Annotated in this window: 13 protein-coding genes; all 13 read right to left on the reverse strand. The window is 43.2% G+C overall.

Going from position 1 to position 13,322, the window contains the following annotated elements:
* Positions 1–58: 58 nt before the first annotated feature.
* Positions 59–691, reverse strand: coding sequence for a YfgM family protein (locus ABD128_RS01440; RefSeq protein ID WP_343985489.1), 633 nt, complete (start codon positions 689–691; stop codon positions 59–61).
* 16 nt (positions 692–707) lie between these two features.
* Positions 708–1,985, reverse strand: coding sequence for a histidine--tRNA ligase (gene hisS, locus ABD128_RS01445; protein ID WP_343985491.1), 1,278 nt, complete (start codon positions 1,983–1,985; stop codon positions 708–710).
* A gap of 133 nt (positions 1,986–2,118) precedes the next feature.
* Complete coding sequence (gene ispG, locus ABD128_RS01450; RefSeq protein ID WP_343985493.1) at positions 2,119–3,258, reverse strand: flavodoxin-dependent (E)-4-hydroxy-3-methylbut-2-enyl-diphosphate synthase; 1,140 nt, start codon at positions 3,256–3,258, stop codon at positions 2,119–2,121.
* An 86-nt stretch (positions 3,259–3,344) separates the two neighbouring features.
* On the reverse strand, positions 3,345–4,343 hold the full coding sequence (locus ABD128_RS01455; protein WP_343985495.1) for a RodZ domain-containing protein: 999 nt from the start codon (positions 4,341–4,343) through the stop codon (positions 3,345–3,347).
* A gap of 3 nt (positions 4,344–4,346) precedes the next feature.
* A complete protein-coding gene (pilW, locus tag ABD128_RS01460; RefSeq protein WP_343985497.1) occupies positions 4,347–5,138 on the reverse strand; it encodes a type IV pilus biogenesis/stability protein PilW in 792 nt (263 codons plus the stop codon).
* 30 nt (positions 5,139–5,168) lie between these two features.
* Entirely contained in the window at positions 5,169–6,305 is a 1,137-nt protein-coding gene (gene rlmN, locus ABD128_RS01465) for a dual-specificity RNA methyltransferase RlmN (RefSeq protein ID WP_343985499.1), read from the reverse strand.
* 396 nt (positions 6,306–6,701) lie between these two features.
* Positions 6,702–7,133 carry a nucleoside-diphosphate kinase gene (ndk, locus tag ABD128_RS01470; RefSeq protein WP_343985501.1) on the reverse strand — a complete coding sequence of 144 codons (432 nt, stop codon included), beginning with the start codon at positions 7,131–7,133 and terminating at the stop codon, positions 6,702–6,704.
* A 261-nt stretch (positions 7,134–7,394) separates the two neighbouring features.
* Positions 7,395–8,375 (reverse strand): BsuPI-related putative proteinase inhibitor, encoded by a 981-nt coding sequence (locus ABD128_RS01475; RefSeq protein WP_343985503.1) that lies wholly within the window; start codon positions 8,373–8,375, stop codon positions 7,395–7,397.
* A gap of 224 nt (positions 8,376–8,599) precedes the next feature.
* Positions 8,600–9,283, reverse strand: a complete 684-nt coding sequence (gene queC, locus ABD128_RS01480) for a 7-cyano-7-deazaguanine synthase QueC (RefSeq protein ID WP_343985505.1) — start codon at positions 9,281–9,283, stop codon at positions 8,600–8,602.
* Between the two features lie 615 nt (positions 9,284–9,898).
* Complete coding sequence (gene queE, locus ABD128_RS01485; RefSeq protein WP_343985507.1) at positions 9,899–10,540, reverse strand: 7-carboxy-7-deazaguanine synthase QueE; 642 nt, start codon at positions 10,538–10,540, stop codon at positions 9,899–9,901.
* A 113-nt stretch (positions 10,541–10,653) separates the two neighbouring features.
* Positions 10,654–11,391, reverse strand: a complete 738-nt coding sequence (gene ybgF, locus ABD128_RS01490) for a tol-pal system protein YbgF (RefSeq protein ID WP_343985509.1) — start codon at positions 11,389–11,391, stop codon at positions 10,654–10,656.
* Positions 11,391–11,909, reverse strand: coding sequence for a peptidoglycan-associated lipoprotein Pal (gene pal, locus ABD128_RS01495; RefSeq protein WP_343985511.1), 519 nt, complete (start codon positions 11,907–11,909; stop codon positions 11,391–11,393). Before pal ends, ybgF begins: the two co-directional genes overlap by 1 nt.
* A gap of 38 nt (positions 11,910–11,947) precedes the next feature.
* On the reverse strand, positions 11,948–13,312 hold the full coding sequence (gene tolB, locus ABD128_RS01500) for a Tol-Pal system beta propeller repeat protein TolB (RefSeq protein WP_343985513.1): 1,365 nt from the start codon (positions 13,310–13,312) through the stop codon (positions 11,948–11,950).
* Positions 13,313–13,322 lie beyond the last annotated feature (10 nt).

Consider the following 13,322-nt stretch of genomic DNA (forward strand, 5'->3'; position numbering starts at 1 on the left):
ATCCTGTTATAAAGAATTTTTTATCAAGCACTTATCGCTTATAAGCGAATTGTCGTTATTATTTCTCGATTCCAAATTCAGATAAGCGTAATGCTAGCAATGGATGTGGCGTACCGTTCGATGCGTCTCTGGCTTCCATAAAAGCGTTTTTGGCCGCATCTCTGTCGCCTTTTGCTAACAAAGCTTCACCTTTAACTAACAAGGCGCTATCTTTAAATGCTTCTGTTTTGATGGAATCGGCTTGGCTGATTGCTGCATCATATTTTTCTTGAGCAAGTAAAACTCGAGCCAAACGAACCTCGGCCACTGGAGTAAAGGCCTTGTTACCTTGGTCAACAACCCAGCGCAATTGTTCCGCGGCTGCGTCTAAATTATTTTTCGTCACCTCAATTTCTGCAAGCTTTAACGCCGCTAGAGCCGCGTAACTGGTCGCACTGTAATCAGCTTTTAATGCTTCAGCTTTTTCTACGAACTGAGCTTGCTCGACGTCACCAGCAACGATCGTATCAACGGCTTCTGCATATTGCTGTGACGCTATCTCAGCCTGCTCTTTCTGGTAATCTTTATAGTAATCCCAACCAAAAATACCACCAAAGCCAATCACTGCGCCTAAAATAATCGCTTTACCGTTTTCTTTCCAAAAGGTTTTAATCGCTTCAACCTGTTGTTCTTCTGTCTCATATTGAGCCATTGCTGGTCCCCTAACTCTATTTCTGGTTAATTAATGATTTCAATTGCTCAGCCACTTCTGATTGAGCTAACTGTAATTGATCTTTTTGTTCACGCAAGAATTTAACACCTACGGTTTTATCTTGCACCTCTTGCTCACCGAGCACTAAAGCAATCTGAGCACCGCTTTTATCAGCACGCTTAAATTGTTTCTTAAAGTTACCACCACCAAAGTTGTTACGTACGCTTAATTCAGGCAGTTTTTCGCGAAGCTGCTCTGCTAACTGAATAGCATTAATCTCGGCTTCCTCACCTAGCGCCACCATATAAACGTCCGCTAGCGAAGGCTTAATCGGAGCTACTTCTTCTAGAAGCGCTACAATTCGTTCGATTCCCATAGCAAAGCCACTGGCGGTAGTTGCATGACCACCTAGCTGCTCGGTAAGACCGTCATAACGGCCACCAGCACAGATAGTGCCTTGTGCACCAAGCTTATCGGTAATCCACTCAAACACAGTACGATTGTAATAATCGAGGCCACGCACCAAGTTCGTATTCACTGTATATTCAACGTCATTGGCTTCGAGTATTTTGCACAGTTGCTTAAAGTGCTGCTCCGACTCTGGATCTAAATGCTCAGACAACTTCGGCGCGTCTTTAACTAGCGCTTGTACCTCTGGGTTCTTACTATCCAAGATACGAAGTGGGTTTGAGCCAAGTCGTCGCTGACTATCTTCATCCAACTGATCTTTAATCGGCTCAAGGAATGCGACAAGTTTATCTCTATATGCTGCTCGCGCTTCATTAGAGCCTAGCGAATTAATTTCCAAGCGCACCGAGCCAGCTAGTCCTAACTCACGCCATAAACGGGCTGTCATCAAGATTAATTCAGCATCAACATCAGCAGTAGCAATACCAAAGGTTTCTACGCCTAACTGATGAAACTGGCGATAACGTCCTTTTTGCGGACGTTCGTGGCGGAACATAGGACCCATATACCAAAGTCGTTGTTCTTGGTTATAAAGCAAACCATGCTCAATTCCAGCTCGCACACAGCTGGCTGTGCCCTCAGGGCGCAGGGTTAAGCTGTCACCGTTGCGATCCTCAAAGGTATACATCTCTTTTTCAACAATATCAGTTACTTCGCCGATAGAGCGCTTAAAGAGCTGAGTTTTTTCCACGATAGGCATACGGATTTCAGAATAGCCGTAGCTATTCATTAGACGACGTAAAATCGTTTCCAGCTTTTGCCAATATGGTGTCTGTTCCGGCAATATATCGTTCATGCCGCGAATTGCTTGAATTTTTTGCGCCAAAATCTATCCCGATACGTTCAAGTGATAATTTTTGTGAAAGTGCGAAATTATAGCTAATTTGGCGAAAAACAGTAGTTATTTCGCCGTAATTTCAGAATTTATAAGGTCTTATAGCGGATCTACTAGGAAATTGCTACTTTACTTCCTCGATAGGCAGTTGCTCAGCGCCTTTGGTCTTTTCGTCTGTCTGGGCTTTTTTAGCTGCGATCTGCGCACGAATGCGTGACTCCAATTCATCCACCAAATCTTCGTTTGCGACCTTGTGGCTTTTGTCACCATCTAAATAAAGCATGCTTTTCTTAAAACCACCAGTAAGCCCGACCGAGACTTCTTTAGCTTCTCCAGGCCCATTGACCACACAGCCTATAACAGCAACATCCAAGTGCTCGTTAACGTCCTCTAGACGCTCTTCGAGGGCATTGACTGTTTTAATGACATCAAACTGTTGGCGAGAACACGAAGGGCACGCGATGAGGTTAATGCCTCTTTGACGTAAACCTAAGCTCTTAAGTATATCGAAACCCACTTTAATTTCTTGAACCGGATCGGCTGCTAGCGAGATACGGATGGTATCGCCAATACCTTCGGCCAACAGCATGCCAAGGCCAACTGACGACTTCACGGTACCGGAGCGGAAGCTTCCAGCTTCAGTAATACCTAAATGTAACGGGTTATCAATTTCTTTGGCCAGGATACGATAAGCAGCAACGGTCATGTAAACGTCTGAGGCTTTAAGGCTAATTTTGTAATCTTTAAAGCCATGACGCTCGAGAATATCAATATGCCTGTAAGCAGACTCTACCAAGGCTTCCGGTGTAGGCTCACCGTACTTTTCTTGTAAGTCTTTTTCTAATGAGCCTGCGTTAACCCCAATTCGAATAGGGATATTTCGCGCTCTAGCCGCATCCACCACAGCTTTTACACGCTCTTCAGAGCCGATATTTCCTGGATTAATACGCAAACAGTCGACACCATACTCCGCAACTTTAAGCGCTATTCGATAATCAAAGTGGATATCTGCAACCAACGGGACCGGAGACTGCTTTTTTATCTCTTTAAACGCTTCTGCTGCTTTCATCGTCGGTACAGAAACACGAACGATATCGGCTCCAGTATCCGCCAATGCCTGAATTTGCTGAACCGTAGCCTCAACATCACAAGTATCTGTATTGGTCATACTCTGGACAGCGATTGGTGCATCACCACCTACCGGAACATTACCGACCATTATTTGACGTGATTTACGTCGTTGAATCCAAGAAGGACTATTCATAATTGTTGCTATCTCACCTTGTCACTTATCAAACTTAAAACTAATGGTATTAAGTATCGTAAGTAACAGTTAAATCAATGCTTAATTCAAGAATCGCCAAGGGTTAGTTTGGCAGCTCGAGTATCTGGGTATTGCGTCAGGTCGATCTCGTTTCCATCAAAGGATAACTCTACCGCTGAAGCCTTACCAAGATTCAAATAATATGGGGTTTTCCCCGAAAGTTGCAAGCTTGTACCAGCTGACTTAATGCCAAGAGCCAGCACTTTTCCAGTAGCATCTTCAATGCGCACCCAACAGTCATTAGTAAAGCTTAAAAAGAGCGACTTATTAGAAGTTGCAGCTGCTGACGAACTAATATTGTTAGAATTATTCTGGACTGTCTCTGCATTACTAACCGATTCGTTTGTGGTGCCAAGTGATTCACTTCCTGCATCAGCTTGTGGCTCACTTTCTAAAGAATCCTCTGAACTGTTTATTTCGAGATTATTTAACTTGAGGCTATCGCCTTCATCGGAGTCACGAGCGTCCTCTGGTACTTTGCTTGAAATTGATAGAGCTCCATTAGGCCCATCATTATCATTTTGATTGTCAAGCTCTAAGCCCTGGCTATCGCTCTCCAACTGCTCCGTGTCTTGACCCGCTGGAACAACTTTTTTCCATAGCTCTTTTTCAACAACCAAGTAGTAAATAGCAACCACTAAAGCGACAATTATTAGTCCGGTCACAATTTTAAAAAGCCAGTTGTTGGAGTTTACGGACTTTTCCAAAGACATACCTTCGACTCGAGGCGAAGTCGTTTTGCTAAATAGATTGTTTTTCTTGCAAAACTGCTCAAAATTAGCAGCTACATCAACTTCATTCAGCTCAAGAAGTTCAGCGTAATTCTTTAGGTAACCGCGATAAAAAGTGACCGGTAGATCGCCTTCATAATCGTCACTTTCTATTTTAGTTAACACAAACTTCGTTAGTTTAAGGCGCTCTGATACCTCCTCAAGCGATATACCCTTCTCTTCTCGGGTGCGCTTCAATAAAGCTCCAGGGCCAAAGTCATGATTCTCAGAATGTTGTTCGGTTTCTACAGTCATAACTTATCGCAGGTTTAGGTATTCAGTAGCTTGCGGTGAATTCGGGTAAAGTTGCATTAGCTTTTGACCATAACTCCGCATACTGCCACGATTACCAATGGCTTTAGCTGCTTTGTAACCTAACAACAAGGAGCCTGGAGTTGCTCGAGTGCGACCTTCAAAGCGGAACAAGTAATCCGCAGCTCGTCGTGGATTACCTTGCTCATAAAAAACTGTAGCCAGGCCAAACAAGGACTTATGTAAACTTGGGTTTACCGTTAGCGCTTTTTCAAAATACTCTTCAGCTTGAGTCACTTGACCAGCATTGAGGCTACAGAAACCCGCGTTTTCATAAGTTTCGCCAACCGACGTGTAGTTAGGTTGAGAAATAGCTTTTAAAAAGTACTCGACACCCTCGGCATACTCTTTTTTAGATTCACACAAAAATGCACCGTAGGCATTTAAGTAGTCTGGATTTCTTGGCGCTTTTTTGATGGCCTGACGGTAATAACTATCGGCTTTGTCATATTCATACACAGCTTGATAGTAATAACCTAGACCATAAAGAACATCAGGCATATCAGGCTTATGCTCATAAGCCTTGATAAGGTTTTGTTTCGCTCTCTCCATATAACCGGTTTCGATATACTTTAGGCCAAGCGCCAAACGAGTTTGTGCCGCTTTAGTTGCATCATATTTATTCTTGCTAACCTCGATACCATCATTGGTGGAGGCCGAGACTTTTGTAGTCGTTGTCGTTTCACAGCCAACCAAAGCCATTCCTGCAACCAGTAACATCCAGTTAAGAGATTTCATTAATACCTACCTGCTTATTATAATAGTAACTTAAACTAAAGCCCTCACATCAATATCGTTGGAGAACTGAGTTCGTCTTTGCTGTCTTTTTGTTTTATCGTTAATCTTACCCGCGAGCTGCCCACAAGCCGCATCAATATCGTCTCCACGCGTACGGCGAACAACTACAACAAAGCCATTGCGATGCAAATAATCGCTAAATGCATCGATTGCCTTAGACGTTGACGTTTCGTAATGAGTCTGTGGAAACGGGTTGAATGGAATTAGATTAATCTTACAGGGCGTATTTTTCAATAGCTTAGCCAATTGTTTTGCATGTTCTATGCTGTCGTTAACATCTTTGAGCATGACATATTCGACAGTAACTTTACGTGCTGCATTCGACTTTTCCATGTAGCGGTGGACGCTAGCCATGAATTCTTTGATCGGATACTTTTTATTAATAGGGACTAATACATCACGCAGCTCATCGTTTGGCGCGTGTAGCGAGATAGCTAGTGCTACATCAATATCATCAGCCATACGGTCAAGCTGAGGCACCATGCCTGAAGTACTTAATGTTACACGGCGCTTAGAAAGCCCGTAAGCAAAATCATCCAACATCAACTGCATAGAGTTGATAACTGGCTGATAGTTAGCCAAAGGCTCGCCCATACCCATCATGACAACGTTAGTAACCGCACGATCATCGCTTTTATGCTTACCATTCAGATAACGCGCCGCGTGCCATACTTGGCCAATGATTTCGGCAGTCGTTAGGTTACGGTTAAAACCTTGATAACCTGTCGAGCAGAAACTGCACTCAAGCGCACAGCCAACTTGTGACGATACACACAAGGTGCCACGATGACGCTCTGGAATAAAGACTGTTTCGATAGCCTGTCCACCAGGAATTTTCAAAGCCCACTTGATGGTGCCATCGCTAGACTCCTGAACACTTAATACTTCAGGGCCCTCGATCACAGCAACATCGGCTAATTTCTGGCGACACGCCTTACTGATATTAGTCATCTCGTCGAAGTTATCGACGCCAAACTGGTGAACCCACTTCATGACTTGTTGAGCACGGAATGGCTTTTCACCGAGTTCAACGAAGAACTCCACCATTTCATCGCGCGTCAGGTTGAGTAGGTTGGTTTTTTCATTAACCGTAGTAGAACAACTCATTAGGAATACCTTTTTGCGATTAAAATCACCTGTTTTCACTATAACTGCGTTAAAAAGTGCTAAAAGTACTCGATTACCGTAAAGGTAACCTCCGAATTTCCACAACTTTTTGCCTTGTAATAGCATTAGCAGGCGGTTTTAAAGCTTTACGACCAAAACGTCACAAAGCTATGTGTATAAATTTTACGCTATTCTAGGCTTTTAACACCTCAATAGCAAAATAACTGTCATTAAAAAATGCAGGCCAAGCCTGCATTTTTTATATATTGTCTGACTAAAATTGAAGATTTTTGGTTGAGTTCAAGGCGCTAGCTTTTCGAGTACCGCAGTTTACTTAAGTAAATGAGGATACGCAGATAAAGCTTGCAACACCGAAATCAGCCAAAAAGGTCAATTTTAGCGAGTGCGAGGGCAAATTTCGTCTGAAGAGAAGAAATAGTTAATCTCACGCTCAGCTGACTCTGGGCTATCAGAACCGTGTGCAGCGTTCTCGTCTACTGACACTGCATAATCTGCACGGATAGTGCCGCGTAAAGCTTCTGCTGGGTTTGTAGCACCCATGATTTCACGGTTTGCTTTGATTGCGTTTTCGCCTTCAAGAACTTGAACCATTACAGGGCCAGAAGTCATAAAATCAACTAAAGCACCGAAGAAAGGACGCTCTTTGTGCTCAGCGTAGAAACCTTCTGCTTTTTCACGAGAAAGGTGGATCATTTTAGAAGCAACGATACGAAGGCCTGCGCGCTCGAAACGTGAATAGATTTCACCAATAACGTTTTTCGCTACAGCGTCAGGTTTTACGATAGAAAAAGTACGTTCAACAGCCATTTTAGACTCCAATAATTGTTAATAAGCAATAAATCAGTTTTTACAAAGAGTGTTTCGCCAAGATTACCTTCTCGGCACAGTCTGCTAAGGCAAACTGAGAATTCGGTGGCTAGGCTCGAGACTATCAATAGGGCCGGATAAGAAGCCCCTAATAAAACCACGTGACACTAGCGCAAAAAAAGGGGTTAATTGATAACCCCTTTTTAATCGCGCGTATTATACAGAATGTGCATTATTTGGGCAATGCCGAAGACGCTGTTATTAGTAGTGATTCATCATATTATCAAGATGTAGGACTGATTCAGCGCTAAGCGGGATTTGGCTAAAGCTACTGGCTTGTGGTGAAAAGCTGCCTTTAATCTCGATTTTAAGCTTGTAAGAGCCAACATCCAGTTTCTCGCCATCTAAAGTACTCAACTCCAGTTCTCCAGCAAAGCGTTCAGCTTCCCCTGGCTTGATTTCAATCGAATGCAAAGCCTGAGTAAACATTCTGTCTTTTGACCAGACCGTAACCAACTGATTATTATTGTCATACAGGTAAATTTCAAACGTTTGCCCTGATCGGAAGTCTAAACGAATGGTCTTATCGGAGTGGTTGATCAGAGTAATAGAAGCTTCCACAGCTTGTTGCTGACTCAAGATTACCGGCTCTGCTGGAAACTGCGCTGAGAGCTCTATTCCGCCTTGATTAGGTAATGTCATATCCCCTACTTTTGCGTGTTCCAATTCGAACTCCACGCTACCAAGAATCGAATCTTGCGTCCACTTCACTAGCCCAATGTTAGGCACAAACCAAGCGCTTTCCAGCCCTGCATCGTAGCAGTAACCAGAAAAGTCTAAGCGCAAAGCATTGTTAAAGTGGCCCGCAGTGGTTACCGTAGTCGTAGCTTTTTCGGCTAACACAGCGTTATCGGTGCAGCCGTCGATACGAACTGGATATTCCGTCCCCACAGGGTCTGTTGCATCAAACAATAGATCCGCTTCTTGTGACTCGTTTAGCCAATACACCTTCTGCCCATCGTTTGAAACCCACAACCATTGATTTTCTTTACCGAAATAGCTTGAGTATTGCTTCCAGTTTGCACCAGAACTATCCACAACGGCGACACTGACTGTTCCATCGTGCGAGTTTTTATAACTACGATAATCAGCTGGCGATGTCATGGTATAGCTTTGCGCAGAAGTGGTGAATGCGACAACGGCGACTGATACTCCAAATACAAACTTGCTCAATGTGTTCATGTTCTCTCCTAGAAATATACGCCCCAGTTATGTGGGTATTGGTTAAAGACAGGGGTATTATTTCCAGAAAGCGAAAAGCTTCCAGTGAACTTAATTTGACAGATATGACAGTTGCGTTAAAGCAAGCGTAAGCGACTGATTATTCTAGATTTTCAACCCTTGCCCGATACTACGAGCAAAGGTGACATTTTTATGTCGCAATAGATTTTATTGCTGGAATAGAGTTATTGATAAATCGTTGGGTCGGTAAAGCCCTGCTCTTCAAAACCTTTGCGCCTCAAAATACAGGAGTCACACTCACCACAAGCTCTGCCATCGTCGTCTGACATATAGCAGGAAACAGTTTGCTGGTAATCCACCCCAAGAGCCACGCCAGCCGCTATAATTTGCGCTTTGGTCATATCGCTTAAAGGAGCTTCAATATGCACTTTACGGCCTTCTACACCCGCCTTAGTGGCTAAATTGGCCATGTCCTCAAAAGCTTGGATAAACTCTGGGCGACAGTCAGGATAACCTGAATAATCGACAGAATTTACCCCGACAAAAATATGTCGTGCTTCTAAAACCTCGGCCCAGCCAAGTGCAATCGATAAAAATACGGTATTTCGAGCAGGAACATAAGTTACTGGAATATCCGCCTCTTCTGCGATAGCGTCGCCAACCGGCACATCAATATCGTGATCCGTAAGCGCAGAACCACCAATTTCAGTCATATCCAGCTTCACTTCAATGTGTTTTTTTGCACCAAACTGTGTCGATACAGCCTTTGCGGCTTTAAGTTCAGCAACGGTACGCTGACCATAGTTGAAACTCATGGTGTAGCACTCATAGCCTTGATCTTTGGCCATGGCGAGAACTGTGGTTGAGTCGAGTCCGCCGGAAAGTAGTATTACTGCTCGTTTTTTCATTTCTTTTATGCCTACTGTTATTCAAGCACCATAATTGATTAACTGTGCAATTCGATTATCCAAGTTTTCGCTTGATAGCGAGTTCCTTTTCTTCATTGGCCAAGAAAAGGAACCAAAAGAAAGCCACCCTAATTATTGGGGTCATTCATGGAATGACTACCTGTATCATTTTAAAAGTACTTAACGCACCAGAGTTTACAGCACATCCTTATGCTGAAAACTCTTATCAAAATCATCCGGATTATGATTGCTATACTTTCAAAACGATACAGCCCAATACTAAGGGACCTTACAGCCCAGTCCTCTGCTAAAAGTATAACCTACAACTATCTATGTTAGGCAAAGTACACATTCATGTATTTAGTCTATACCCAGCCTATCGAAATCACTTTGTGAATAGATGAAATACTTTAGGCAAGGGTTTCAGCTGATTTAGAACCGTAAGTTCGAATTTCAGGTATTGAGAGTTGCCCTATTGCTCCTTCAAATAGCGCTGTTTGAGGGAGTGAAAATTCTTTTAAGCAAGGCTTTCGGCTCAAATAGAACCGCAGTTTACTGTAGTAAATGAGGACGATATTTGAGTCGTATAACGCAGAATAAAAGGATTTTAGCCCATCAAACCCCTGTACGCTCACCCCAAATAACTTTGTGCAGCTGCACCTGCATTCTCACCCTCAACCGATCTTTTAAGATCCACTCAGCTAAGTCTGCATATTCTACCTGACCATAGCTTGGGGAAAATAGGACTTCACACTTTTCGGTTAAGTTGTATTTGTCGATGGTCATTTTGCACCAGTCGTAGTCTTTGCGGCTGCATATGACAAACTTGACTTGGTCGGTTGGTTTTAAGTGGTCAATGTTTTCATATAGATTACGAGACATTTCACCTGAATCAGGCGTTTTCAAGTCCATGACGACCATTACGCGTTTGTCTAAGACCGATATATCATGCGCGCCACCGGTTTCTGTAGAAACCTTGTAACCCTTTTCACAGAGTAAGTGATAAAACTCATAGGCTCGTTTTTGAGCGAGTGGCTCACCACCGGTCATACAAACATGCTGACAATTATATTGCTCGATTTCCGCTAATATTTCGTCATAGCTCATCCATTCACCGCCACCAAAGGCATAGTCCGTATCACAGTAAGTACAACGTAAGGGACAACCTGTAAGTCGTACAAACACGGTTGGAAGGCCTACCGTTAGGCTTTCGCCTTGTAATGAGTGGAAGATCTCAGTGATTCTTAATTTGCTCAAAATGAACCTAAGTATTAAAAGAAGTGTTTAGAAATTGGGCGGATTGTAACAAAAAAGCCGACTAAATAGTCAGCTTTTTATCGATATTAGTGCTGTTGGGCTACTTGCTTGTTTTATAACGAGCCAAGTTTAACCTTAGCTAGCTTACCTGCGGTAGAGTTTGGAAACGCCTTGGCCAACTCTTGGTAAGTTTTCTTAGCAGCTGCTTTATCACCACTAATCTCATAAGTTTGAGCCAGTTTTAATAGTGCCTTATCCTTGATCGTGGTGTCAGGGAATTGGCTATAGACCGCTTCAAACTCACTAGCTGCCTGCTTATACTCTTTATCGTTAAAATGTAACTGCCCCAAAATATAGTGCGCATTAGAAGCTAACGAATGCTCTGGGTAATCTTTTACGAAGGCTTTAAAAGAGCTTTTTGCGAAGGCGTATTTTTTATCACTAAACTGGGTGAATGCTTTGTTGTAGGCGATTTGTGCGTCGCTTAAATCCGCGTTACCTTGTGCTTCAGTCCCTGTTTCATCAGTCCCAGTTAATTCTGGACTGATTAAGCCACCTTGAGTTGCATCACTTAGACGTCTATCAAGATCGGCATACAATTCTTTTTGCTGGCGTTGCAGCTTTTGGATTAAGTAGCCCTGCTCTTCTGATTGTCCGCGTAAATAGCTCACTTCTTGTTGAAGCTGCATTACTTGGCGCATTAGCTCACCGACTAACTGGTTCTGGTCATTATCTTGGAATTGTTGAACCGCTTCGACTGCTTTACCATCGACCACTGGAGCAGCAGTGTTGCCCACAGCAGATGCTGTGAGCAACGATAATGCGATTATCTTAGTAAAACGATAATTCATTACTGATATTTAATTTCCACGCGACGGTTTTCCTGCCAAGCTTGCTCAGTGTGACCTGGGTTCGCTGGAGACTCTTCACCAAAACTAATCACTTCGATTTGGCTAGCAGATACACCATAAGTACGCATTAATTGAGCTACTGATTTTGCACGACGCTCACCTAACGCTAAGTTGTACTCAGGAGTACCACGCTCGTCCGCATGACCTTCAAGAACAATTTTCTTACCCGTTGCTTGAATATGCTTCGCGTGAACTTCTAACAACTCCATATCACCACTACGGATAGCATCGCTATCGAAGTCGAAATAGATTGTTGTGTTTTCCAACAATGCTGCGATACGCTGTCTTTCTGCTTCTTCAGCAGCACGTTGACGTGCTAATGCTTCAGCTTCTGCGTTTGTTGCGTCGTCTTGTTGAACCGTTGTATCAGTAGTGTCTTCTGCTGGCTCTGTAGTGCTACATGCCGCTAACGTTGCCGCCGCGAACAAAGCCAATAGTAATTTTACCGAACGTGTCATTGTCATCCTCCAGGATTGTTATTTAACTATTATTACATTTACAAAATAAAAGGTGACCATGCTGGAGCCTTAACTTCTCCAACGTTGGCCGGTAGTCTTGCCTTAAAGCGTCCATCCATTGAAACTGCACTTAATACTTTTTGACGTCCATCAACAGTAGAGAAAATAATCATGCTACTGTTTGGAGCCACAGACAACGATTCATCCAAACTGGTTGTTGTTAACACAGTCAGGTTCCCCGTCTCGATGTCTTGTGCAGCCACATGGAAATTACCATTGTTTTGGTGAACCATAACAATAGTTTTTCCGTCCGGTGCGAATTCAGCGCCGGCATTATACCTACCTTCGAAGGTTACCCTTTCTGCATCCCCTCCTGCAAGCGAAACACTATAAATTTGCGGTTTTCCTCCTCGATCTGAGGTGAATATCAAACTTTTACCGTCTGGATTCCACGAAGGTTCGGTATCAATCGCATAATGTCGCGTTAAACGACTAAGCCTTTTTGTGGCTAAATCCATCACATAAATCTCTGGATTTCCATCTTTCGACAATACCATCGCCATTTTGCTACCGTCTGGCGACCATGCAGGTGCACTATTAAAACCTTTAAAGCTCGCGATAAGTTCACGCTGCCCTGTAGCAATGGTTTGAATAAATATTTCCGAACGACCATTCTCAAAACTTACATAAGCAAGTTTATTCGCATCTGGTGACCAAGTTGGTGACATAATTGGCTGTTTTGACGAAAAAATCTTAGTTTGATTAAATCCATCGCTATCTGCCACATTCAGCTCATAAGGTTTTTCCGCTAAACGGTCAACTTGTACATAAGCAATCTGGGTCGCGAATGCACCACGCTCACCGGTTAATGCTTCGTAAATTTCATCTGCCGCAATATGCGCTGCCCAGCGGAAATTATCATCATTGACCAGTTTGGTTTTTAACACCATTAAGTGGAACGATTGATCCACTAATGGGTAGCTGCCTGAAGCAATATTCGACTCCATCACGGCCTTATCGTTATAAGGGTCAATCAAGTCATAAGATACCATGTACTTACCCGGTGCTGTTTCTTTAACAACGCCATAAACAACACCATCGACGCCTAATTCTTTCCAAGCATCAATATCTACTTCTGTAATATCGCTTGGGTTTTGCGGTAAATCAGAAATATCGACTGGCTTGAATTTACCGCTGCGCTCTAAATCATCCGCGATAATTTGCGAAAAATTGTGTGGCGGTGAAATCTTCACTTCCGACGCACTTTCAAACTTAAATGGCACAACGGCCACAGGTCGCGCATCATCGCGCCCTTCAGTAATATAAATTTGTACATCAGCGTGCGCTGTATAAGCTACTAAGCCTATACACAATATCATTAGTTTTTTACAAATATGTTTCATAGAGTCTCTA

The sequence above is a fragment of the Kangiella japonica genome (assembly GCF_039523535.1).
Classification (GTDB): domain Bacteria; phylum Pseudomonadota; class Gammaproteobacteria; order Enterobacterales; family Kangiellaceae; genus Kangiella; species Kangiella japonica.